We start from the raw sequence: 23,592 nt of genomic DNA, 5'->3' as shown, positions 1-23,592 counted from the left end.
TGCATTCCGGTGTCCACGAATCGTCTGAAACCCGGCGGGTGCCCCCCACTCGCGCGCGGAGTGGGCCCTGTAGTACACCCGCGCCCACATCCCTCTGGAGGTCCCATGCGCCGTCTCCTGCTCGCTCCGCTCCTGCTCCTCGTCCCCGCCTGCAAGGGAGAGACGGCCAAGGACGTCACCGCCACGGTGGTGGGCAAGACGGTGGAGGTCGCCAAGGGCGCCGGCAGCGGCGTCGTCGAGGGCTTCAACGAGGGCCGCAAGGGCGCCGCCAGCGCGGACGGCTCGCGCACGCTGTCCACCGCGGAAGAGGTCAACGCCAACACGGAGCTGTCCGTGCTGGAGGCGAAGGCCTCCAACGGCGGCGGCGTGGAGGTGGTGCTCGCGGTGACGAACAAGACGGCGGAGCCGCTGCACCTCCTGGGCCTCCACGAGGGCGGCGGCGCGCAGCTGTTGGACAAGGACGGCTTCGCCACGCCGCTGCAGGCCCGCTCTCCCGGGCAGTCGGCCGACTCCATCAAGGTGCCGCCCTCCGTGAAGGTGAAGGCGAGCATCTACTTCGATGGCGAGGCGGAGAAGGCCGCGAAGGTCCGGGTGTGGGGGCGCGAGCTCACCGTGCCCGCCGCGGCCACCGCCGCCAAGCCGCAGCCGTAGTCCGTCCCTGCTTCTCGCCTGCCGCCGCCTGGAGTCGTGATGCGCCGTCTGTCCTTCGTCCTGCTGTGCGCGAGTCTGCTGTCCGCCTGTGATGATTCGGAGGGCGCGCCGGTCGTTCCGCCTCCGCCCTTCACCCAGTCCTATCCGGACGCGGGGCCGACGCCCGACGGCGGTGGGGGCCCGACGAGCTGGGCCTGTCAGCGGCAGGCGGTGGTGAAGGGCGCGCCCATGTCGCTGCTGGCGGACCTGCAGCTGGCCATGGGCCGGGCCGCGACGTCGAATGAGCGCACCCAGGCCATCGACCGCTTCGTGGCGCAGGTGGAGGCCCAGGGCGGCACGCCGCTGGTGAGCGACGCGAGCGCGGGCCGTCAGCGCGTGGCCTTCTTCGTCCGGGGCGAGGCCGCGCGCGACACCTTCGTGGCCGGTGAGTTCAACGAGTGGTCGCCCACGGCGACGCCGCTCGGGCAGGTGCGGGACACGGACTTGTACCTCGCGGAGGTGGAGGTCCCGCGCACGGGCCCGCAGCCGTACAAGCTGGTGAAGGGCGGCGACTTCTTCGAGGACCCTCGCGCGCGCAACGTCGTGTGGGACCGCCTCAACCGCAACGACGTGGGCCAGTTCAACTCGCTCGTCTACCCGGACGCGCAGGACCCGGCGAAGGGCCGGCTCACCGCGTGGTACGACGTGCGCGCCACGGCGTTGAACGACGCGCGCGATGTCTTCGTCTACACGCCCGCGTCCTATGACGGCCCGGAGTGCCCGTCGCTGCCGGTGATGTACGTGCACGACGGCAACGAGAGCATCACCCGCGAGTCCTTCGTGGACGCGGCGGACGCGCACTACAAGGCGCGGCCCCAGGACGCGGCGGTGCTCGTGTTCATCGCGCTGCCGAGCCAGGACGTGCGGCTGGGGCAGTACACCTTCCCGCCCGCGCTCGCGCCGGGCTGGCCCACGCCTCGGGGTGACGACTACCTGGCCTTCATCGTCAATGACCTGATGCCGCGCGTGGAGTCGGGCCTGCGCGTGAAGAAGGGGCCCCAGGAGACGGGCATCTCCGGCGCGTCGCTGGGCGGGCTCATCTCCGTGTACGCGGGCTTCCGCGCCCCGGAGAAGTTCGGCTTCGTGGGCACGCAGTCCGGCACGCTGTTCTGGCCGCACGACGGCGAGGTGGACCGCAACGACGGCAACGCCATGGTGGTGCGCGCGAGCGCGGACCCGGTGGTGCCGGTGCGCTTCTACGTGGACCACGGCTCACCCTCGACGGGCTGCACGCGCGACGGCGAGCAGGGCGGGGACGACTGTCAGTCCAACCTCCAGTTCGTCACTGCGCTGCGCAACAAGGGCTACGGCGTGGTGCACGTGAACGAGGTGAGCGGCGCGCACGACTGGGCCTTCTGGAAGAAGCGTCAGCCGGGGCTGCTGTGCGTGTTCCGCAACGCGGATGCGAAGGAGTGCGGCTTCTAGGCGCGCACTCCCTCGGGGGCGCCGCTACAGCTTCGCGGCGATGGCGCGCGCCAGCCGGTGCGGGGACTCGGCGTCCAGGGTGAGGAAGAGGGAGGGCTCGGTGACCTCCACTTCCTGCAGCCGGGTGACGCCTTCGTTGTCGGTGGCCACGTCCACGCGGGCGTAGAGCAGCGGGGCGCCCATGGCCTCGAGCACGCGCTCGGACAGCTTCAGCTCCTTGGGGTCGGGCGCGAAGGTGCTGGGCTCCGCGAAGCCGCGAGGCGCGGACTTCAGCGTGGGCGGGCGGCGCACCGCGTGGCTGAAGACACCCTCGAAGAAGATGTAGCTGCGCTCGCCTTCCGACTCGAAGGCCCGGAGGTAGGGCTGCACCATCAGCTCTCCGCTGGCGGCGAGTCGGGTGACGAGCGCGTTGCCAGCCGAGGCCTCCGCGCGCGGGATGATGTGCGTCTCCACGGCGCCAGCGGACACGGCGGGCTTGAGGACCAGCGTGTCCCAGCCCCGGGCGCGGGCGAGGACCTCGAGGTCCAGGGCGCCGTCGCGCTCCACCCACGCGGTGGGCGTCACGGGGATGCCCTTCTCCTCGAGCTCACGCAGGTAGAACTTGTGCGTGTTCCAGCGCAGCACGTCGGCCGGGTTGTGGAGCCGGGTGAGCCGGCCGACCTTCTGGGCCCAGGCGACGAAGGTGTCGCGGCGCAGGTGGCTGTCCCAGGTGCTGCGCACCACGGCGAGGCGCACGGTGTTGAAGTCCACCGTCGGGTCGTCCCAGACGACGGGCCGCGCATCCAGGCCCAGGGCTCGGAGCGCGGGGAGCAGGGGGCGCTCGAACTCGGCGAGCTCGGGCATGTCTGAGTAGGTGAGGACAGCGACATCCATGGTGACGGACTCCAGGTGGGGCGCCGCGGGGTGTGGGCGGTGGCCTGGCACGGGCGCCCCGGACCTCGAGGCGGACCGTGCGGCGCGCATCGATACGATACGTAGCGCGAGGGCGTCGGGGCAGCAGGAGTTTCGCGCGGTCGCCGCGCTGTACGGGTCCGTCGCGCGACGAGGTGTGCTCCCGTTTCGCGCGAAGCCTGCTGGCAGGCCGGGACGTGGAGCGGAGGGCCCCAGCACTCGCGAGGAACGCCGCGCTGAATCCCTCGCGGACGGGGGGCCGAGCGGAGCCGACGTCTCAGGCCGAGCGAGCGGGGGCCTGAGCGCGCGCGGGGCCCTCGGCGGAGGCCTGGGCTCGAGCCTCCTTCTCCTGCTGCTGTCGCTCCGCCGCCTCGCGCAGGACGCCCGCGAGCAGCGCCTGGCCTCGCGGATACGGCGCGGACTCGCCCTCGAGCGCGAGCAGCTGCTGACGCAGGAGGGCCCCGCTGGCGGTGCGCTGCTCGGGCCGCTTCTCGAGCAGCCCCATCACCGCCGCGTCGAGCGCGGGCGGCACCTCCGGATTGAAGCGCGAGGGCGGGAGCACCTCCTGGTCCAGCGTGGCGCGCAGCAGCGCCTCCTGCGTGGAGCCCTGGAGCGCGCGCCGCCCCGTGAGCGCCTCATGCAACGTCAGCCCCAGCGCGAAGAGGTCCGCGCGCCCATCGAAGGGCCTCCCCGCGGCCTGCTCGGGCGCCATGTAGCCCAGCTTGCCGCGCACGCTGCCCGCGGCCGTGAGCTGCGAGCGCGCCGAGTCCCGCGCGATGCCGAAGTCCGACAGCTTCACGTCGCCGAAGCGCGACACCAGCACGTTGGGCGGGTTGAGGTCGCGGTGCACCAGCCGCAGCGGCTGTCCGTCCGCGCCCGTGCGCCGGTGCAGGTAGTCGAGCGCCGACGCCAGCTCCGCCCCCAGGAACGTCACCGCCGCCACCGGCAGCGGCCTGCGCGCAAGCCCCCGCATCAGCGAACTCAACGGCATGCCGTCCACGAACTCCATGGCCAGGAAGTACGTGCCCCCGTGCCGCCCCAAGTCGAAGACCTGCACGATGTTGGGGTGATTGAGCGACGAGCACAGCTCCGCCTCGCGGCGGAACATGGCGACGAAGTCGTCGTCATCCGCGAACGAGGGGAGGATGCGCTTGAGGGCCACCTGCTTCTGGAAGCCACCCTCCGGGCAGTACGTGGCCCGGTACACCTCCGCCATGCCGCCCGCGCCCACGCGCTCGTGCAGCACGTACTTGCCCATGACCTCCTGCTCCCGCAGCGCGGACAGCGCGCCCCGCGTCAGCTGCAGGAAGTGCCGCGCGAGCGTGGCGGTGAAGACGCCCGCGGCCACGAAGAAGAAGGCCCGCGTGGCGATGAAGCGCGGCGTCAGCGTGATGAGCGCGGACTCCGGCAGCAGCGGCTGGACGAAGAGGAAGTAGATGCCCAGGTACTCGGCGGCCACCAGGATGCCCGCGGCCAGCGCCAGCCGGGGGTTGCTGCGCAACGTCGCGAGCGTGATGAGCGTGGGCCAGATGACCAGCGTGGGCGCGGTGAGCGCGTAGATGGGCCCCTGGAAGCGCAAATCGAACGCGAGCACCACCGCGGGGATGCTGACCTCGATGGCCACGTTGAGCCAGGGGATGGCCGGATGGAACGCGCCCGAGCGCAGCACGCGCCACAGCGCGGTGTAGTAGAGCGCCAGCACCGCCGACAGCCCCATCAGCGCCTGCGTCAGCCCCCAGCCCAGCGAGGGGCCCAGCGCCGCGGCCACCACCACCGACGCGCCGGACAGGCCCGCCATGAAGCGCGCCACCGACAGCTCGCGCCCCTGCGCATCGCGTCGTAGGTGTCCGTCGAGGAAGCGGGAGACGGGGCTGGTCAGGGTGTGGGCGGTCATCGGCTTCTCAGTCTACAGAAAGGTGGGAAGTCGCCACTGGGGCGCCCCGAACCCCTTGCAATTCGCCAGGGCGGATTGCCCCGGGGACGTCTGTTACCGAAATGTTTCACAGGCTACTCTGCGCCGCATTTCAGGGACATGCCGTCGAGCACCCAGGTGGGTGCCCCCAGGAGACCCACGAGATGCGAATGTCGCCTCGCTTGTTGTTGGCCGCGCTCAGCGCGGTGTGGCTGTTCCAGGTTGGATGTTCGCGGGAGGACCCGAAGCCCTGTGAGGGGACGGGCTGCACCCAGGCGCCCGTCTGCGGCAACGGGGTCCAGGAGGAGGGGGAGGCGTGCGACGACGGCAACAAGCAGGGCGGCGATGGCTGTGAGGCGGACTGTACCTCCACGCCCACCCGGCCCCAGGCGGCCTGTGGCAACGGCAAGCTGGAGGGCACCGAAATCTGCGACGACGGCAACCTGACGGGCCAGGACGGCTGTGAGGCGGACTGCTCGCTGACGCTCACGCGCTGCGCGGCGGCGGATGCCCCGCCCCTGGCGAGCGGCGCCACGTGCGAGGTCTCCAAGGCCGGCAACGGCGCGCGCCTGTTCACGGGCGTGGTGCTCATGGAGGACGAGACGCTGGTGGGCGGCCAGGTGCTGGTGGACGCGAGCGGCGTCATCACCTGCGCGTCGTGTGACTGCTCCGCGGAGGCGGGCGCCGCCGAGGCGACGCACGTGGCGTGCCCCACGGGCGTCATCTCCCCGGGCCTCATCAACACGCACGAGCACCTCACCAAGCAGAGCGGGCCGTTCGCCGGGACGGACGAGCGCTACGAGCACCGGCTGGACTGGGTCGTCGGCCTGGGCAACCACACCCGCATCTCCAACAGCACGAGCTCGGCGGTGGACAAGGTGAGCTACATCGAGCTGCGCCACCTGCTTGCGGGCACCACGTCCATCGCGGGCCTGGGCGGCGCCGCGGGCCTGCTGCGCAACGTGGACCAGCCGGTCAGCCGTCAGGAGGGCCTGGACCAGTGGCTCACCTCCTACGTGGACTTCCCGTTGGGCAACCGCGAGACGGACATCAAGTCCGACACGTGTGACTACGCCAGCATGCCGCGCACCTCGAGCGTGCCGAACCACGGCACGTACCTGTCGCACCTGGCCGAGGGCATCAGCCAGGAGGCGTTCAACGAGTTCCGCTGCCTGTCGACGGGCATCAACGACATCATCCAGCCGCGCACGTCGGTCATCAGCGCGGTGGGCGTGACGGCGAAGGAGATTGCGCTGATGGCGGAGCGGGGCACGGGCCTCATCTGGTCGCCGCGCTCCAACGTCGCGCTGTACGGCGACACGGCGATGGTGACGGCGTACAAGCGGCTGGGCGTGAACATCGCGCTGGGCACCGACTGGGTGCAGTCCGGCTCCATGAACCTGCTGCGCGAGCTGAAGTGCGCGGACGCGCTCAACACCGTGCAGTTCGACCGGGCCTTCAGCGACGTGGACCTGTGGCGGATGGTGACCAGCCAGGCCGCGGGGGCGGTGGACATGCAGGCGGGGGTGGGCCGCATCGCCCCGGGCAAGCTGGGTGATTTGGCCATCTACTCGCTGCGCACGCACGCCGCCTCTCCGCACCGCGCGGTCATCAGCGCGGAGGCCGCGGACGTGGTGCTGACGATGCGCGGCGGCAAGGCGCTCTACGGAGACCAGGCGCTGGTGGGCGCGCTCGTGTCCGGCGCGGAGCCGTGTGACGCGCTGGACGTGTGCGGCAGCGGCAAGACGGTGTGTGTCCAGTCGGAGCTGAAGAAGACGCTGGCCACGCTGGCGGCCGCCAATCCCGAGGCCTACAAGCTGTTCGCCTGCGGCGTGCCCGAGGGCGAGCCGGTGTGCGTGCCCCGCCGCATCTCCAACAACCCCAGCTTCCCCGCGTCGGTGAAGCGCTCGAACGTGTACTCCGGCGAGAGCCGCTCGGATGACCCGGACGGTGACGGCCTGAAGGGCAACGCCGACAACTGCCCGTTCGTCTTCAACCCCATCCGTCCGATGGACGGCGGCAAGCAGGCGGACTCGGACGGCGACGGCGTCGGTGACGCGTGTGACGTGTGCCCGCTCGACGCGAACACGACCTCGTGCGCCACGTACACCGCGGGCGACGACGACCATGACGGCCACCCCAACTGGCAGGACAACTGCCCCTACGTGGCGAACCCGGACCAGGCGGACCAGGACGGCGACGGCAAGGGCGATGCGTGCGACGCGTGTGTCTCGGACCCGAACCCGGGCCACCTGGGCTGCTCGAGCGCCTCCGTCCACGAGCTGAAGACGCAGGACGGCAATGGCCGCTACCCGTGGGTGGGCAAGACGGTGAAGTTCGACGACGTCGTCGTCACCGCGCTGGTGAAGGGGGCGCTGACGGAGATGGGCTTCTGGGTTCAGGTGCACCCGCTGCCGGCGGGCCTGGGCGTGGAGAACTCGGGCATCTACGTGTACGCGCCCAAGGACGACCTGGTGGTGGGAGACCGGCTGGACATCCTCACGGCGACGCTGACCGTCTACCAGGGCCTGCCGGAGCTGGTGGACGTGAAGTACCGCAAGCGCGGCGCGGTCGGCCCGCTGCCGGTGCCGGTGGCCGTCACCACGGCGGACGTGCGGACCGGCGGCGCCCGCGCGAAGGGGCTGGAGGGCGTGCTGGTGGACGTGTTCGACGTGACGGTCTCCAGCGGCGTCGACTCGTTCTCCCAGTTCCTCGTCAACGAGAGCGGGGACCCGGGGCAGCCCGGGTTGATGGTGGATGACTTCGCCTACACCTTCCGGGACCCGGCGGTGGGGACGCGGTATGGCGTGCTGCGCGGGGTGCTGACGTACATGTTCAGCGACTCGAAGGTGTTGCCGCGCAGCTCGGCGGACCTGATGGCGCCCATGCCGACGTTGACGAGCTTCGGGCCGGGGGCGTACGTCCGCCTGGGTGGGACGGGCGCGGTGAGCACCTTCCCGCAGGTCCTCACGCTGACGTTGTCGGCCCCGTACACGGAGGCCATCGACGTGGCCGTCACCTCCAGCAACAGCGCCGCGCTGCGCGTGGTCAACGACGTGGTGCGCGTGCCGCGCAACCAGGGCTCGGTGGAGGTGAAGGTGGAGGCGCTGGCGCCCGCGCAGAGCGTGGTGCTGACGGCCACGCTGCGCGGGGTGTCGCGGCAGGCCACGGTGCGCGTGCTGGGGCAGGATGAGCAGGCGCTGCTGGCGCGCTTGTCGCCCGCGGAGGTGACGATGGTGCCGGGCGGCTCGGTGACCTACACCGTGTCGTTGGACCGGCCCGCGGCGGACAACGCGTCCGTGGCGCTGTTCGCGACGCCGGAGACGGGGTTCGGCACCTTCACGCCGGCGGTGTCCGTGCCGGTGGCGAAGAACGCGATGCAGACGACGTTCACCTTCACGCTCGACGAGGCCGCGGTGGGGCCCACGGGCACGGTGACGGCGGCGGTGGGGACGAGTCAGGCGAGCTCCGCGGTGACGGTGGACCTGACGGCGCCCCGGCTCGTGTCGCTGTCTCCCGCGGGGCCGGTGTCCGTGCGGTACGGCGAGACGCAGGAGTTCCGGGTGGCGTTGTCCTCGGCGCCCGCGCAGGACCTGGCGGTGACGTTGGGGGCGGCGCCGGGGACGGGTGTCACGCGCTACGGCTCGGTGCCGGCCACGGTGACGGTGCCGGCGGGGAGCACGGAGGCCACGTTCCTGTTCACCGCGGACGCGGAGGGCGAGGGCACGGGCACGGTGACGGCGTCGCTGCTCGGGGTGAGCCGCGCGGCGACGGTGGTCGTGACGCCGCCTCCGGCGAAGCTCGCCTCGCTGACGCCCGAGACGTCGACGGCGTACTTCGGCGCGAGGAAGGGCTTCATCGTGACGCTGGACCGCGCGGCGTCGTCGGGCGGAGTGGTGGTGGAGCTGACGCTGACGCCGGCCACGGGGCTCGGCGTCCTGGCGTCTCCCACGGTGACGGTGGCGCCGGGGCAGCGGAGCGTGCAGGTGCTCTTCGTCGCGGGCTCGGAGCCGATGAATGGGAGCCTGTCCGCGACGTACGCGGGCGTGACGAAGACGGCGCAGATCTCCACCCTGGAGCGGCCCCCCATCAACCACCTCGTCATCAACGAGGTCGACTACGACGTGAAGGGCTCGGACACGAACGGGAAGGAGTTCGTGGAGATCTACAACCCCACGCAGAACACCCTCTCGCTGGGCGGCGTGTCGCTCGTCTACGTGAATGGTGGCACGGCGTCACACGCGAGCTACGCCAAGGTCGACCTCGCGCCGGTGGGCTCGCTCGGGCCAGGGGAGTACCTGGTCGTGGGGCCCTCCTCGGTGACGGGTCCGCTCAGCGGTCTGCCGGGCGTCAAGGTGCTCGTGTCGACCACCGCCATCCAGAATGGCGGCACGTCGGGCAACCCCTCGCCGGATGCCGTCGCTCTCTATGACGGCGCGCACGACGCCATCATCGACTCGTTGTCCTACGAGGGGGCCGTGGTGCAGGCCTCCATCACGGGCACGCAGACGCGGTTCGACCTGATGGAGGGGCCGGTGAGCACGGCGGCACTGGCGGACCTCGACTCGATGGACGGCTCGCTGTCCAGGATTCCGAATGGAGTGGACACGGACGACAACGAGCTGGACTTCAAGTTCACCACCCAGTTGACGCCGGGGGCTCCGAACGTGTTCGTGCCGGTGCCCAATCCGTGAGGTCGGTGGCGTGAGTTGAGGACGTGGTCCGGGCGGCTCCTGGAGACGGGGGCCGCCCGAGTCGTTTCATGGGGCGGGGTGGATGGTGCCGCGGGGGTGTCAGGGGTCCTTGCGTGCGAGGGCGCCGGAGGTCAGCAGGCCGTCGAGCACGGCGGCCATCGGGTCGTAGTCCAGGGTGGAGCGGAAGAGATTCTGGAACATGAGCGCGCCCATGTAGCCACCGTAGATGCCCTGGGCGGCAATCACCGGGTCGAAGTCGCGGCGGAACTCACCGGTCTTCTGGCCGTGGCGGAGGATGCCGCTCAGGATGTGTGAGTACAGGGCGAGCTTCTCGCGGATGGCGTCGGCCACCCGCTCGTTCGAGTCGGCGGCCTCGGCGGCGAGCATGCCGAAGAAGATGCCGCACTCGCGATGTTGTCCGAGGAAGTCGTGGGTGCGGCGGGTGAAGGCCAGCAACTGCTCGCGGGCGGGGAGCTCGCGGTAGGTGGAGAAGAGGTCCCCGAAGGCGATGACGTAGCGTTGGTGGAGCTCGTCGATGGCGGCGAGGAGCAGGTCTTCCTTGGCGGGGAAGTGCCAGTACAGGGCGCCGGGCGTCATGTGGATGGCGCGGGCGAGGTCGGCCATGGTGGTGGCGAGGAAGCCACGCTTGGCGAACAGGGTGATGGCCGCTTCGAGGATGTCCACGCGGGTGCGCGCGGAGCGTTCCTGCTTGAGCTCTCGTTTCGCTGGTTCCTTGCCCATGGCGGCGAAAACCATACCCCGAGGGTCTCGGGTCACCAGCGTTACCTTCACGATTCCGGGCGGAACGCTAACGGGTGGGCAGCTCGTGGAAGGTGAGGCCGGACAGCTCCAGGCGCTGCACGGCGTCCATGAAGCGCTCGGTGACGACGCTCACCGTCGCGAAGTTGCCCACGCGGAACAGGTCCAGGTCCGAGGGCAACGAGGCGGCGTCGAGGATGGGCTCATCTGGGAGGCGGAAGTACCTGTGGCCACACATTCCGCACGGAGGGGGCACATCCGGAGGGATACAGTCCGGATGCAGTTGGCCATGGGGCTCGAGCTGGAGCTCCAGCAGCTCCGGTGGGTTCTTCTTGCGGAAGCGCAGCTCGGTGGGGCCGCCGAGGAGGCCTCGGACTCCTTCGGCCTGGAGGCGCTCGAAGGCATCCTTGAGAACCACCCAAGGCAGATGGCCCAGGGATGTGAACGCGCCGAAATTTCCGGACGCGGTGCCCACGAGCGGGCCGAACAGCGTGCCGGGAAGGAGCAGGGCGTTGGGTGGCGCGAGAGGGCGCACCAGCTCTCGGAGTCGTGCGAATTCGGCGAAGGGTTCGGGACGGGCTTGCTCGAACTCACGGCGCTCCGGCAGTTGGGACAGGTCTACGGCCGGGTACAGGAGTCCAGAAGTAGCCCAGGTGGTTTGGCAAGCGGGGCAATGGACGCCAGGAAGGCCCCACTTGTGACTCGCGTCGAAGCTCGCCGTGACGGTTGCCTTGTTCTCGCGCAGCCGAAAGTACCGGGTCATGAGTGAGAGGCTCTCATGTCCCGGGATGCTGGTAGTAGGGTCGAATGGGCCCGCCCACCAGTTCAAACCGGTGGATCAACTCACCCGCGAACCGGAAGATCTCCGTTGGAGGAGCGCCTGGGTTGTTTGCCATGAATTCCCGCCAGGCATCATTCCACGCCCCTCCGCGTGCGCCTCCATCATGGATGCGTCGGTGGACGTGGAGCGGAATGGGCATGGTGTAGTGGTGGATCTTCACACCCTGTCGGTCGAACCACTCCGCCAGGTCTCGAGACTGGGGAAAGATGTGGTGCTTCTCCCAACGTCCCTTCGGGAGCTGCCGTGACGGCGGGATGACCTGCGAGGGAGCGCCGTTCCAGTTGGGGAACGTCATCACCCAGCCCTTGGGGAGCTGCTGCGCGCCTCCCCAGTTCCTCCTCGGTCCACTGCCCGGAGCCGCCGCGGCGGCAGGTGGACGCGAGGGAGGAAACCGCGTCAGCTCGATTTCGCCGGGCGTGCTCTCACAGGGATAGAACCCACAGGTGTCTCCCAGACACAGCAGGGTGACGCACCGGTCTTCACTCGAAGCATCGCACTCGGTCTCCGCGACCTCCCAGGCCTCTTGTGCCACGGAGGGCGCGACGCTGGCGCAGCCCAGCCAGGAGACGGCGAACAGCGAAAGGCAGACGGCGAGTCGGGTCCGCATGGTCAGACAGACCTAGCATCCAGGTCTGTCATGACTTGTCAGGCCAGCAGCGTCACCTTCACGATTTCAGGCGGAGCGCCGACGCGCAGCGGAGGACCCCAGAAGCCTGTTCCACGGCTGACATACAGGTGCTTCCCCTCCTCCTGGAAGTGTCCCGCGTCGTGCTCCCAGATGGCGGACACCGCGAGCGTGAAGGGGAAGAACTGTCCCCCATGCGTGTGCCCCGACAACTGCAATCCCATCCCCGCCTGCGCCGCCACCCGCCAGTTCGAGGGCTGGTGCGCCAGCAGCACCGCCGCCCGCTCCGGCTCGCGCCCCTTCACCGCCGCCTCCAAATCATACCCGCGCACACCCGTGTGCCCGCCGGACCAGTCGTCCACACCCACCAAATCGAAGGACGCCCCCGCGTCGCCAATCCTCACATGGCGATTGCGCAGCACCTGGATGTCCATTCCCTCCAACGCCCGCGCCCACGCATCCTGGTCCCAGTAGTACTCGTGGTTCCCCGTCACGAAGTACGTCCCGTGCCCCGCCCGGAGCTCCCGCAGCGCCGCCACCGCGGGCCCCAATGACGCCACCTGCCCGTCCACCAAATCTCCGGTGATGGCCACCAGGTCCGGACGCAAGTCATTGCACCGCGCCACCAGCTCATCCATGAACCGACGCTGGATGACCGGACCCACGTGGATGTCACTGAGGTGGACGATGGTGAACCCATCCAATGCCTTCGGCAGCCCTGGCAGCTTCACCGCCACCTCGTTCACCACCGGCGGGTGGAACGCACGCCACGCCCCGTAACCCGTCAGCCCTCCCGACGCGAGCAACGCGCCGCCCGCCGTGGCCCGCGCGAGGAACCGCCGCCGCTCCACGTTCACCTCGGCGGGCGCCACCTCCACCTCCAGCCCACTCCCCGCGCCCTCCATCACGGCCAGCACCCCTCCCGCCACCACGCGCCCCGTGTCCGCCTTCGACACGCGCGAGCCCGTCAGTCGGCGCCCCAGCGCCCGCGCACCGCCGATGCCCCACAGCGCGAGCAGCAGGTACAGCGCCGCGCCCATCCACATCCACACGCCCGTGGCCACCGCGAACAACGCGTCCATCGGCAGGAAGCGCGTCACGGACCAGGACAACACCAGCAACGTGCCCAGCACCGTCAGCACGCCCATGCCCACCCGCCGCCACCTCGCGTCCTCCAGCGTGTCCGCGAACAGGCGCCGATACAGGTAGATGTGGACGGCCACGGTGATGAGCCCCGTGAGCACCGCGAAGACGATGAAGCGCGCCGGTGAATCCATGGTCCCCCCAATACTCCCCCGAGCCCGACGCGTCGCAAGGCGCTCCTCCGTGAAGAAGCGTGAATCACACCGCGTGTGCGCCCGACACGCCTGCCCGCCTGGGAGGCACCAGGGTCCCTCCTGACGCGGGCCGATGACGCGACGTCACGTGCGCGCCCTGGCAAGCAAGCTCACGCTCCGTGCTTCTCATTCCCCAAGGACACGATGTATGGACGGCCGCTTCTCGCTGGAGGCTGAGTGATGCGGATGGACAACCTGAGGGTGGGCGCGGCGCTCCCACTGGTCTTGGTGCTGGGCCTGCTGCTCGCCACGGGATGTGAGGACACCTCCTCTCCCGAGGCCTTCCCCGAAGCGCGGACCTCCCGCACCCAGGCCCTCGAGGCCGCGTCGTCCCGGGTCGCCGCCGGGGGGCAGCACTCGCTCTACGTCACCCCGCTCGGCGCCGTGTGGGCCTGGGGTGGCAATGCGTCCGGGCAGCTCGGCTCCGGCAGCATGTCCTTCCAGCGCGTCGTCGCCCGACAGGTGTCGGGACTGACGGACGTGCTCGCCGTCTCGGCCGGCAACGTCCACTCGCTCGCGCTGCGCTCGGACCGCACGGTGTGGTCCTGGGGTGGCAACACCTCCGGGCAGCTCGGCGACGGCACCCTCGTCGACCGCGCCACGCCTCGCCCGGTGCCCGGCCTCTCCGAGGTGGTGTCGGTGGCCACCGGCGAGTTCCACTCGCTCGCGCTGCGCTCGGACGGCACCGTGTGGGCCTGGGGCAGCAACTTCTACGGGCAGCTCGGCCGAGGCCACACGCAGCAAGGCCCGTCGCCCGCGCAGGTGGTGGGCCTGACGGACGTGGTGGCGCTCGCGGCGGGGTTCGACTTCTCCCTGGCCGTGCGCTCGGACGGCACCGTGTGGGCGTGGGGCGCGAACGCCTCCGGTCAGCTCGGCGACGGCACCACCACCCAGCGCCTGTTGCCCAAGCGGGTGCTCGCGCTCGAGGGCATCACCTCCGTGGCCGCGGGTCTCTATCACGCGCTCGCGCTGCGCAAGGACGGCACGGTGTGGGCCTGGGGCAGCAATGGGTCCGGTCAGCTCGGTGACGGGGCGTGGGCGGACCGCTCCACGCCGATGCAGGTGCTCGACGTGAAGAACGTCCGGTCCGTGAGCGCGCAGGAGGCGGGCTCGCTGGTGCTGCTCCATGACGGCACCGTGGCCGCGTGGGGCCGCAACACGCAGGGGCAGCTGGGCGACGGCACCACCAACGACAGCAACTTCCCGGTGAAGACGAAGGGCCTGGGCTCGGTGACGGAGCTGGCCGCGGGGGCGCAGCACTCGCTGGTGCTGCGCGCCGACGGCACGCTGTGGACGTGGGGCAGTGGCGCGTCCGGTCAGCTCGGCCACGGCGGCGCGGAGCGCCTGCTTTCACCCGAGGTCGTCACGCGCCTGTCCGGTGTCACCGCCGTCGCGTCCGGCAGCTTCCACTCCCTGGCCACGCTGTCGGATGGCTCGGTGTGGAGCTGGGGCCGCAACGCCAACGGACAGCTCGGAGATGGCACCCTCACCGAGCGCATCGCGCCCGTCCGTGTGTCCAATCTCACCGCCATGGTCTCCGTCGCCGCGTCCGGGCATCACTCGCTCGCGCTGCGCTCGGATGGCACCGTGTGGAGCTGGGGCCGCAACGCGAACGGACAGCTCGGCGATGGCTCCACGAGGGACCGCGCCATCCCCGCGCCGGTGTCGGGACTCCAGGGCGTGACGTCGCTGGCCGCCGGCGGCGGTCATGTGCTGGCGCTGCGCGCGGACGGCACCGTGTGGTCCTGGGGCTACAACGGCGTGGGGCAGCTCGGCGATGGCTCCACGAAGGACCGCCTCACGCCGGCGCAGGTGCCCGGCCTGTCAGGCATGGTGGCCGTGGCCGCGGGCACGTACTTCTCGCTGGCGCTGCGCTCGGACGGCACCGTGTGGGCGTGGGGGGATGGCTTCGAGGGGCAGCTCGGTGATGGCACCGGAGCCCAGCGCGTCTCGCCGGTGCAGGTGGTGGGGCTGACGCGCGTGGTGAAGCTCGCGGCGGGCGCGGCGCACGGGCTGGCGGTCCGCGACGACGGCACCGTGTGGGCCTGGGGCGACAACGCGGACGGCCAGCTCGGTGACGGCTCGTGGACGGACCGCTTCCGCCCGGTGCAGACGGCGGGCCTCACGGGCGTGGAGTCAGTGGCCGGAGGCCAGTACCACTCGATGGCGGTGCTGAAGGACGGGACGCTGCGCTCCTGGGGCGCGAACACCTACGGACAGCTGGGGGATGGAGGCGTCGCGTCCCGCGTGGTGCCCGGTGGGGTGCCGGGCCTCTCCGAGGTGAAGGTGCTCGGGGCCAACTACATGCACGTGCTCGCGGTGCGCCGCGATGGGCGGCTCTTGACGTGGGGCTACAACCGCTTCGGCCAGCTCGGCCTCGGCGCGGTGGGTTGGAGCGCGCAGCCCGTCCTGGTGCTGGGCCTGGGGCAAGGTCGGCGGCTGTCGGCGGGCAGCTCGCACTCGATGCTGGTGCGCTCCGATGGCGGGGTGCTGGCGTGGGGACAGAACACGTCCGGGCAGCTGGGCGATGGCACCACCACGCATCGCGCGGCGCCCATCTCGGTGCAGGGCCTGCCGTGCACGCGCTCGGTGGCGACGGGCGCGAAGCACTCCCTGGCGCTCGCGTGTGATGGCTCCGTGTGGGCCTGGGGCGCGAACGCGCGGGGGCAGCTGGGCGACGGCTCGCTCAAGCCGCGTGTCGCTCCTGTCCTTGTCAGTGGCCTGGAGGGCGTGGTGGCCGTGGCCGCGGGCGGTGACGCGTCGATGGCGCTGCGCGCGGATGGCTCGATGTGGACGTGGGGCGCCAACGAGCGTGGGCAGCTGGGCGATGGCAATCGTCTGGACCGCTCCACGCCAGCGCCATTGAAGAGCCCGTCGAACATCGCCTCGATGTCGATGGGCGCCGGGCATGCGCTCGCGGTGGGCACGGACGGTGTGGTGTGGGCGTGGGGGGCGAACGACAGCGGGCAGCTCGGCGATGGGAGCACCGTGTCCAGCGCCACGCCGATGCGGGTGAAGGGGCTGGAGGCGGCGACGGCCGTGAGCGCGGGGTTGGCCTACTCGCTGGCGGTGCTGAGCGACGGCACGGTGTGGGCGTGGGGCGCGAACACCAGCGGGCAGCTCGGTGACGGCACCAACGAGTCGCGTGGCGCGCCGAAGCCCGTGTCGCTGCTCGCGGGCATCAAGGCGGTGGCGGCGGGCGCGCATCACGTGATGGCGATGAGCCTCGACGGGACGGTGTGGGGGTGGGGTGACAACGGCTATGGGCAGTTGGGGGACGGCACGCACTTCCTGCGCTTCAAGCCGGTGCCGGTGGTGGAGCTGTCCAACGTGGCGGAGGTCGTCGCCGGTGAGCAGCACACGCTGGCGCTGCTGGGCGACGAGAGCGTGCGCTCCTGGGGCAGCCACGAGTACGGCCAGCTGGGTGAGGTGGAGTCCGGTCCCCGGATGCTGCCCGTGGACGTCAAGCTGCCGACGTCGAAGGACTTCGCGCCGGTGGTCACCGTGCGCGCCTGGCATCAGCACGCCGTGGCGGCGCTGGCCGACGGCTCCGTGCAGACGTGGGGCAGCAACTCCCACGGGCAGCTCGGGGATGGCACCACGGAGAGTCAGTCCATGCCCACCACGGTGGAGGGACTGACGAAGGTGCGCGACGTCGCTCCGGGCGCGTGGCACACGCTGGCGCTGGCCGAGGACGGGACGGTGTGGGCGTGGGGCAACAACGTCTTCGGGCAGCTCGGCGATGGCACCACGATGAATCACACGCGGCCGGTGCAGGTGCTCGGCCTGCAGAACGTGGTGGCCATCGCCGCGGGCAGCTACCACTCGCTCGCGGTGGACGCGGACGGCGCCGTGTGGAGCTGGGGCTACAACGTCTTCGGACAGCTCGGTGATGGCACGGCGGTGGCGCGCGCGGTGCCCACGCGCATGGTGGACATCGACGGCGCGGTGGCGGTGTCGGGTGGAGACCACCACTCGCTGGTGCTGCGCGGCGACGGGACGCTCTGGGCCTGTGGCAACAATGCCTACGGGCAGCTGGGCGAGGGGACGGCCACCAACCGGATGACCCCCATGAGGGTGATGGACCTGGACGATGTGAGCGCCGTGCAGGCGGGGGGCTATCACTCGCTCGCGCTGCGCTCCGATGGGACGGTGTGGTCCTGGGGCGACAACAGCCATGGCCAGCTGGGCGATGGGACTCTGTCGACGCGCATCTACCCGAAGCCTGTTCCGGGGCTCTCGGGGGTGAAGCGCCTGGGCGCGGGCGCCTACCACTCCTTCGCCGTGGGCGACGAGGTGTGGACGTGGGGACGCAACTCCCACGGGCAGCTCGGTACGGACGACTGCGACAATCGGTGGGAGGCGACGCCCGTGAAGGGCCTCGCCGGCGCGAGGATGGTGTCGGGAGGTGGTGAGTTCTCCGTGGCCCTCGACATGGAGGGACGGGCGCGCAGCTGGGGCACGAACTTCCACGGCACCCTGGGCGTGGGGCTCCCCGGTCAGCGCGCCGTGCCGGGCGTCGTGTCGCTTCCCTGAGTCGGGCCTTCGTCGTCCGGAGCGGGTGTGGACTCCCCGCTCCGGGCGTCGAACCCGACGCTCAGAACCGCAGCCCGGTGCCCAGTCGCTTGATGAGCGGAGCCAGCGCGTCCGGGTCCAGGCCGATGTCGAGCAGCTCCAGGCGGCGCAGCGACGGCAGCGACTTGGGCGAGCGGAATGCCAGCGCGCCCTCCTCGCTGATTTCGTTGCGGGACAACTCCAGTCGCTCGAGGCGGGGCAGTCCCTTGCTCTTCGAGAGCGCCACCGCCGCCTCGTCACTCAACTCGTTGCGATTGAGCGCCAGCCACTGGAGCGCCTCCAGGCCCTTGGCGCGGGCGAGCGTCGCCACGCCTTCATCGGACAGGCCGCTGCCGGACAGGTACAGCCGCTCCCAGGGGACGGTCGCCTTCGCGAGCACCGCCGCGCCCTCGTCCGACAGCGCTCCGCTGGAGAAGCTCACCGAGCGCACCGCGGGCAACGCGGGCTTCTGTGTGAGCGCGCGCAGGGACGCGTCCGTGGCGCCCGCGAGCACCAGCCCCGACAGTCGCTCCGTGCGAGGCGCGGACACCAGCGCCTGGACCGCGGCGTCGACCCCGGGGCCTTGCAGTCGCAGCCAGCGCACCTGGGAGAACCAGGGCTGCTCGGCGGCGAGCCCCAGGCCCTTGCCGTCCCGGGTGGCCACGCACAGGCGCGACACCGGCTCCCGCGCGAACAGCTCGTGCCCGTGCTGGGCGAGCTTGTCCTCGGCGAGGTTCAGCTCCTCGATGAAGCCCCGGTGGTAGGTGGGCTCGTGCACGCGCGCGTCGCGCAGGGGCTTGAGCCAGGCCACGCCGTGCTCGTCGAGCAGCGCGCGCTGGCGCAGTTGGAGCGACCTGCGTCGGGCCGGGTCCATGCGTCCGGGCAGCGCGAGCTGCACGCGGATGAACTCGGCGCGCGCGGGGTCCACCGTCTGAAGGGCGTCCGCGCAGGCGAGCCTCACCGCGTCGTCATCGGGCGCCTGCACCAGCTTCGCCAGCCACGTGTCGAAGTCGCTCATCGTCCCAGCAGCTCCTTCACCTCGCGCTGCCAGCGCGTGCCCAGCTCCGGGTGCACCATGCGCACGTACGCGGCATAGCCCTCCAGATACGCCGGGAAGTCCGGACGGCCTCGGGCCTGCGAGTCCACGCCGTGCTTGCGGCAGTTGGCGAGGATGGCCTTGAAGCGGCGGCGCTCCTCGCGGGGAATCGCCACGCGCTGGTTGACGGTGAGCCCCGTCACCCGCTGGCGCCCGGCTTGTCGCATGACGCGGCGCTTGGGGGCGTTCTCCGTGAAGCCCTCCTGCTGGAGGATGGCGTTCACCCACCAGAAGAAGCGGCCCAGCTTCTCCGGAGGCTTCGCGAAGGAGAAGGACAGGTCGTCCGCGTAGCGCGTGTACGCGGCGCCGGCCTTCGTCGCCAGTGCCTGCAGGCGCGCGTCCATGCGGCGACAGACGAGGTTGGCGATGGCGGGCGAGGTCGGCGCGCCCTGCGGCAACACGCCGGGCCACACCACGGTGCCGTCCGGCAGCTTGGGCCGCCACGTGGTGAGGCCCGCGAGCGTGGTGGCCACCTCGTCGTTGTAGCCGTACGCCGCGAAGAGGCCCTTCACGCGCCGGTAGTGCACGGTGGGGAAGAAGTCCTCCAGGTCCACGCGCACCACGACGTTCGCGCCCACGTGGGCGTTCGCGTTCGTCACCGTGGAGCGGCCCTGCACGAAGCCGTGCACGGCGTCATGCGGAGGCAGGTGCGCGAGCAGCCCTTCGAGCAGGGCGCGCTGCGCGGACTTGAGCTTCTCGCGGGGCGCGCAGATGCGGCGCACGCCACCGGAGCGCTTGGGGGCCTCGAACTCCACGTAGCCGGAGCCAGGGCCGGAGCCGGGACGCATCAGCGCCTCCAGCTCCGATTCCTCCACGCCCACGAGGCGGGCCACGTCCTGTCGGCTCTCGAGCTTCGGCAGGGTGGGGAGGTCGTCGGGCTTGCGCTTCACCTTGCCGCGCGAGCGGGGGTAGAGGCCGTAGAGCCAGCCGGTGGGGTTCCAGCCGCCCAGGGCCCTGGGGTGGGGACGTCGCGGCGGCTTCATGCGCGTGTCGGGCAGCGACACGTCGGAGAGCCCCAGCTTGTGCACGGCGGCGCGCGCGGCGGAGGCCACGCGGGTGTCGGCGTCCTTCACCCGGCGGCGCAGGTGCCCGGCGGCGATGAGGCGCGGGAAGAGCAGGGGGATGAGGCGCACGGCCTCCTGGCGCTCGCGCGGGTCCTGACTGTTGAGCCGGCGGGAGACCACCGCGCTCCAGTGGCGGCTGACGTAGAAGCGGGCGACCTCGTACTCGGCGAGGCCCTGGTGGCGCTCGAGCAGTCCCGTGATGCGGCTGAAGTTCCCCTCGGGGTCCTCCATCAGCGGCTTGAGCTCGAGGAGGAGTGAGACCAGGTCCATTCACGTGCTCCGGGACCACCGATGAGACTGCGAGCTCCTGGGGACGCCGCCACCTGCACGGCAGAGGCGGACGAGGTCGGGGAAGCCCGCCAGGCGGACCTCGTACCGCGTCGTCCTTCAATGGGTGTCATGGGCAGCCGCGACGTGACATCGCGGACGGAAGGCTGGCTGCACGCGACCCCAGGAGCGGAACGAAGCTGACCACATCCTTCACGATGAAGGAAGGTCCTCCAGCTCGGCCGGGCCTTCTTCGTCCATCAGGGCGAGCAGCGCTTCGCGAGGGCCTCCGGGAGCCCGGCGGACCAGGGAATCGAGGAGTCGTCCCTGGGCGCGCACGCGCTCACCGTGGGCGCGCATGGCCCCCAGCGCGTCGGGTTCCATGTACGGGCGGGACAGCACGTCGAGGTTGTGGAGCAGCTCGCGCCGGTTGCGCGGCGCGGTGAGGCTCGCGCTGACGCCTGGCTGCGAGAGGGAGTAGCGGTAGCAGTCCACGGCCGTCGGGAGGGGCGCGTCCTGGGGCTCGCCGGGGACGGGCTTGAGCAGCCGGCCGTAGCAGGTGGTGGTGAAGGTGAGGACACCGGTGCCGCGACGTTGGGCCTCGGGGAGGAAGGTGGCCTCGGCGCCCGGGTGCGCGGCGCTGTGGCGGGTCATCACCACGGGCCAGTCGTGTCGGACGAGGGCGTCGCGGGCGAGGTCTCTCAGGTGTGTGGAGAAGCCGAAGGCGCGCAGCTTGCCCTCTTTGCGGAGTTGCTCGAGCACGGCGTGGTTCTCGTCGGAGAGGCGCTCGGGTGCGCGGACCCAGAAGAGCAGGAAGACGTCGAGCCAGGTGGTGTGCAAGCGGCGCAGCGCGGACTCCACGTCGCGTCGGATGGCGGCGGCGCCCGAGTGGTAGGTGCCCGCGATGATGACGGACTGCTCGCGCGTGCTCCGGCCTCCGCGCAGGAACTGCGTCAGCGCGGCGTAGCGGGGCTCCCAGAAGAACGTGTCGATGCCTGCGTCGCGGGCCTCGAAGAAGGGCTCGCGCGTGGTGAGGTGCGCGCCGGAGAGGACGAGGGGGGAGACCGTCAGGCCCGTGCGGCCGAGAGGGCGTGCGCTGGCGCGTGGGAGGAAGGGCCGTGGCGCGGGACGCTCCCGGGGGCGTGAGGAGGCGGTGGGGCGCTGACGCGCCAGCTCGGGTTCGTCGGCGAAGAGGGGCTCGGGGAAGGTGAGGGAGAGGGCCCGCAGGTGGGGGACGACGCGGGGGGACTCGGTGGTGCCGCCGAGGGACTCACGGAGCCGGGCGAAGGCGTCGTCGTCCGCGCGGCGCAGGCGCCACGTCCAGGCGGCGATGCGCAGGTCCACGGTGTCATCGGTGGCGGGCTGGCGCAGGAGTGCGTCGAGGCGCGCGTCGAGTGTCTCGCAGGACTCCAGGGGCGAGGCCGCCGCCGTGCGGACCATGAGCTCGGTGTCGCGTGACAGGCGCAGGAGCGCGCGCAGCTCCGTGTCTGCGTGCTCGGGCGAGAGCTGCTCCGCGGCGCGGGCTCGTACCCACGGGTCCGGTGAGCCGCAGCAGGCGAGGGACACGACGGTCTTGAGCGCTGGGGCTTCATCGCTCTCGGGCGCGAGTGGCTCAGCGGATGAGGGGCCGCCGGCTGTGCTCGCCGGGGTGGGCCGAAGCGCCGAGGCTTCATCTGTTTCGAGCGAGAGCTGCTCCGCGGAGCGGGCGCTCATCCCTGGGGCGGGCGCCCCGTTGCGTGCGAGTCCTTCGGTGGATGGGACCGCTGGGGTTTCAGCGCGCTCGGTCGAGGGCTGCTCGTCGAATCGGGCGCGCATCCCCTGTGCAGGCGAGTGACTGCGAGCGAGCGTCCCTGTTGATTCGTGCGCGAGGCCTTCGTCGTCGAGCTCGCGTGCGTGCGTGAGCACCAGCTCCAGCGCCTGGCGTCGCAGCGTGGCGTCCGCGTCGTGGAGGCAGGCGTGTGCGGCGTTGTCCACGTCCAGCACGGCGGCGCGCAGCCACGGGTCTTCGTGAGCACGGGCCTGCTGTCGCTCCGCGTCGCTGAGCTCGCCCAGCGCGGACAATGCCTCCAAGGACGCCGCGCTCGTCGCGGAGTCCTCGTCCCAGGCGAGCTGTCGGAGCACGTCGAGGTCCTGCTGATGGGCCGCGGCGGAGGCGACAGCCCGGCGCTCTCTCGGCGTCCGTGCCTTGGGCGCGAAGGCGACGAGTGCCTCGACGAAGTCGTCGAACGCGGCGCGCGCCTTGGGGCGTTGCTCCCACGCCGCGATGACCTCCTCGCGCACCGTCTCGTCCCCGTCATCCAGGGCGTTCAGCACGTCGCGACGATGCGTCGGCGCATGCACGAGCGCGCCGAGCGCGGCGCGGCGATAGGTGGCGTCCGGATGCACCATCCAGGCAAGGAGCTGGGACACGTGGTCCTGAAGGCCGTGCTTCACCGCGATGCGCCCGGCCCACGCCAACGCTCCGGGCCTGGGCTTCGGGAGGGATTCGAGGACCCGCCTGGCGAGCGCGACTTCATCCACGGGCGGTCGGTCGAGCAGCGCCTGCGCCTCGTCGCGCGCATGCGGGACACGGGGCTCGTCCAGCCATCGCATCGCGAGGCGGATGGCCTCGACCTCCTTCCGCTCCCTCAACCGCCGCCGCGCGAGCGCACGCAGGGGCTCATGCGGATCTCCCAGCCACTCCACCAGCTCGCGCGCGGAGACGGACTCGGCGGACCGTGCCTCCAGTCGCGCGGTCGTCACCGCCGGGTCCTCGCTGGAGAGGGGCTCGGCTCCTGGCACCCCGGCCGGAGACGCGAGAGGCGCGGGCAGCGTGGCTCCATCCCGAGCGCCGGTGTTCCACTCGGACTCCAGCCACGCCACCGCCGCGCGCACGGGGCCCTGGGGGTGTCTCTCCGCGGCCTGCTGGACCTCGTTCCGCAGGGCTTCGTTCTCCGCGCCCAGCCACGCCAGGGCCTGCACCGACGCGTGACGCACGCGCCAGAATGGGTCCTCCAGCGCAGCCAGCAACACCGCCACGGCCTCCGCGCCCGCGACAGAGGCCGAGGCGCGCACCGCGGCCCTGCGCACCCACCACACGGGCTCCCAGCGCACGGCCCGTGTCGCCGACGCGAGCAGGTCCTTCACGCCCAGTCGCGCGAGCGCGCGCCACGCCCGGTCCCGCACCATCGGCATGGGGTCTTCGAGCGACTCCAGCAGCGCGGGGGCGAAGCGACCGTCCCTCGCGTCTCCCAGTCGCCGCGCGGCGATGGCGCGCACCTGCGCGTCCTCGTCCGTGAGCAGCGCCTGCCTCAGCGCGTAGCGTCCGTCGAGCCGCGAGCCGTCGACGGTGCCCGCCGCCTCGCGCCGCACCGTGACGTCCTCGTCGAGCAACCGCACGGTGGCCAGGTCCCAGTCGAGCATCACCCGCGAACTCTATGCGCCCTGGTACACTGCGG

Annotated in this window: 13 protein-coding genes; 4 read left to right on the top strand and 9 right to left on the bottom strand. The window is 71.3% G+C overall.

From position 1 onward, the window contains the following. Positions 1 to 105 precede the first annotated feature (105 nt). Together LXT21_RS08320 and LXT21_RS08315 are read left to right on the top strand one after the other, a co-directional pair. Complete coding sequence (locus tag LXT21_RS08320) at positions 106 to 651, top strand: hypothetical protein (RefSeq protein ID WP_254037546.1); 546 nt, start codon at positions 106 to 108, stop codon at positions 649 to 651. Positions 652 to 690: 39 nt separating this feature from the next. After that, positions 691 to 2,115, top strand: a complete 1,425-nt coding sequence (locus LXT21_RS08315) for an alpha/beta hydrolase (RefSeq protein WP_254037545.1) — start codon at positions 691 to 693, stop codon at positions 2,113 to 2,115. A gap of 24 nt (positions 2,116 to 2,139) precedes the next feature. On the opposite strand, the gene LXT21_RS08310 is transcribed toward LXT21_RS08315, so the two are convergent. Continuing rightward, positions 2,140 to 2,988, bottom strand: a complete 849-nt coding sequence (locus LXT21_RS08310; protein WP_254037544.1) for an ATP-grasp domain-containing protein — start codon at positions 2,986 to 2,988, stop codon at positions 2,140 to 2,142. A 295-nt stretch (positions 2,989 to 3,283) separates the two neighbouring features. After that, positions 3,284 to 4,900, bottom strand: coding sequence for a serine/threonine-protein kinase (locus LXT21_RS08305; RefSeq protein ID WP_254037543.1), 1,617 nt, complete (start codon positions 4,898 to 4,900; stop codon positions 3,284 to 3,286). A gap of 182 nt (positions 4,901 to 5,082) precedes the next feature. Here LXT21_RS08305 and LXT21_RS08300 point away from each other — a divergent pair, with 182 nt between their 5' ends. Continuing rightward, positions 5,083 to 9,612 carry a lamin tail domain-containing protein gene (locus LXT21_RS08300; RefSeq protein ID WP_254037542.1) on the top strand — a complete coding sequence of 1,510 codons (4,530 nt, stop codon included), beginning with the start codon at positions 5,083 to 5,085 and terminating at the stop codon, positions 9,610 to 9,612. Positions 9,613 to 9,711: 99 nt separating this feature from the next. On the opposite strand, the gene LXT21_RS08295 is transcribed toward LXT21_RS08300, so the two are convergent. From LXT21_RS08295 to LXT21_RS08280, 4 genes are all read right to left on the bottom strand, one after another. Beyond that, positions 9,712 to 10,353, bottom strand: a complete 642-nt coding sequence (locus LXT21_RS08295; protein ID WP_254037541.1) for a TetR/AcrR family transcriptional regulator — start codon at positions 10,351 to 10,353, stop codon at positions 9,712 to 9,714. A 67-nt stretch (positions 10,354 to 10,420) separates the two neighbouring features. Next, positions 10,421 to 11,134 carry a SitI6 family double-CXXCG motif immunity protein gene (gene sitI6 / locus LXT21_RS08290; protein WP_254037540.1) on the bottom strand — a complete coding sequence of 238 codons (714 nt, stop codon included), beginning with the start codon at positions 11,132 to 11,134 and terminating at the stop codon, positions 10,421 to 10,423. A 13-nt stretch (positions 11,135 to 11,147) separates the two neighbouring features. Then, on the bottom strand, positions 11,148 to 11,819 hold the full coding sequence (gene sitA6 / locus LXT21_RS08285; RefSeq protein ID WP_254037539.1) for a SitA6 family polymorphic toxin lipoprotein: 672 nt from the start codon (positions 11,817 to 11,819) through the stop codon (positions 11,148 to 11,150). A gap of 38 nt (positions 11,820 to 11,857) precedes the next feature. Beyond that, positions 11,858 to 13,114, bottom strand: coding sequence for a metallophosphoesterase (locus LXT21_RS08280; protein ID WP_254037538.1), 1,257 nt, complete (start codon positions 13,112 to 13,114; stop codon positions 11,858 to 11,860). A 240-nt stretch (positions 13,115 to 13,354) separates the two neighbouring features. Here LXT21_RS08280 and LXT21_RS08275 point away from each other — a divergent pair, with 240 nt between their 5' ends. Beyond that, the gene (locus LXT21_RS08275; RefSeq protein ID WP_254037537.1) at positions 13,355 to 17,710 is read left to right on the top strand and encodes an RCC1-like domain-containing protein; all 4,356 of its coding nucleotides are present in this window, start codon (positions 13,355 to 13,357) and stop codon (positions 17,708 to 17,710) included. A gap of 61 nt (positions 17,711 to 17,771) precedes the next feature. Here LXT21_RS08275 and LXT21_RS08270 read toward each other — a convergent pair whose 3' ends face one another. From LXT21_RS08270 to LXT21_RS08260, 3 genes are all read right to left on the bottom strand, one after another. Beyond that, positions 17,772 to 18,746 carry a TIGR02996 domain-containing protein gene (locus LXT21_RS08270; protein WP_254037536.1) on the bottom strand — a complete coding sequence of 325 codons (975 nt, stop codon included), beginning with the start codon at positions 18,744 to 18,746 and terminating at the stop codon, positions 17,772 to 17,774. Beyond that, positions 18,743 to 20,158 (bottom strand): reverse transcriptase family protein, encoded by a 1,416-nt coding sequence (locus LXT21_RS08265; protein ID WP_254037535.1) that lies wholly within the window; start codon positions 20,156 to 20,158, stop codon positions 18,743 to 18,745. The genes LXT21_RS08270 and LXT21_RS08265 overlap by 4 nt, the downstream gene beginning before the upstream one ends. A gap of 210 nt (positions 20,159 to 20,368) precedes the next feature. Then, positions 20,369 to 23,557 (bottom strand): HEAT repeat domain-containing protein, encoded by a 3,189-nt coding sequence (locus LXT21_RS08260; RefSeq protein WP_254037777.1) that lies wholly within the window; start codon positions 23,555 to 23,557, stop codon positions 20,369 to 20,371. Positions 23,558 to 23,592 lie beyond the last annotated feature (35 nt).

It is taken from the genome of Myxococcus guangdongensis, from assembly GCF_024198255.1.
Taxonomy (GTDB): domain Bacteria; phylum Myxococcota; class Myxococcia; order Myxococcales; family Myxococcaceae; genus Myxococcus; species Myxococcus guangdongensis.
This window is presented reverse-complemented; position numbering and strand designations above follow the sequence as displayed.

What these genes read in the sequence shown, in the direction of transcription:
- LXT21_RS08320 (WP_254037546.1), top strand. Translation starts at nt 106, where the DNA reads ATGCGCCGTCTCCTGCTCGCTCCGCTCCTGCTCCTCGTCCCCGCCTGC.
- LXT21_RS08315 (WP_254037545.1), top strand. Translation starts at nt 691, where the DNA reads ATGCGCCGTCTGTCCTTCGTCCTGCTGTGCGCGAGTCTGCTGTCCGCC.
- LXT21_RS08310 (WP_254037544.1), bottom strand. Translation starts at nt 2,988, where the DNA reads ATGGATGTCGCTGTCCTCACCTACTCAGACATGCCCGAGCTCGCCGAG.
- LXT21_RS08305 (WP_254037543.1), bottom strand. Translation starts at nt 4,900, where the DNA reads ATGACCGCCCACACCCTGACCAGCCCCGTCTCCCGCTTCCTCGACGGA.
- LXT21_RS08300 (WP_254037542.1), top strand. Translation starts at nt 5,083, where the DNA reads ATGCGAATGTCGCCTCGCTTGTTGTTGGCCGCGCTCAGCGCGGTGTGG.
- LXT21_RS08295 (WP_254037541.1), bottom strand. Translation starts at nt 10,353, where the DNA reads ATGGGCAAGGAACCAGCGAAACGAGAGCTCAAGCAGGAACGCTCCGCG.
- sitI6 (WP_254037540.1), bottom strand. Translation starts at nt 11,134, where the DNA reads ATGACCCGGTACTTTCGGCTGCGCGAGAACAAGGCAACCGTCACGGCG.
- sitA6 (WP_254037539.1), bottom strand. Translation starts at nt 11,819, where the DNA reads ATGCGGACCCGACTCGCCGTCTGCCTTTCGCTGTTCGCCGTCTCCTGG.
- LXT21_RS08280 (WP_254037538.1), bottom strand. Translation starts at nt 13,114, where the DNA reads ATGGATTCACCGGCGCGCTTCATCGTCTTCGCGGTGCTCACGGGGCTC.
- LXT21_RS08275 (WP_254037537.1), top strand. Translation starts at nt 13,355, where the DNA reads ATGCGGATGGACAACCTGAGGGTGGGCGCGGCGCTCCCACTGGTCTTG.
- LXT21_RS08270 (WP_254037536.1), bottom strand. Translation starts at nt 18,746, where the DNA reads ATGAGCGACTTCGACACGTGGCTGGCGAAGCTGGTGCAGGCGCCCGAT.
- LXT21_RS08265 (WP_254037535.1), bottom strand. Translation starts at nt 20,158, where the DNA reads ATGGACCTGGTCTCACTCCTCCTCGAGCTCAAGCCGCTGATGGAGGAC.
- LXT21_RS08260 (WP_254037777.1), bottom strand. Translation starts at nt 23,557, where the DNA reads ATGCTCGACTGGGACCTGGCCACCGTGCGGTTGCTCGACGAGGACGTC.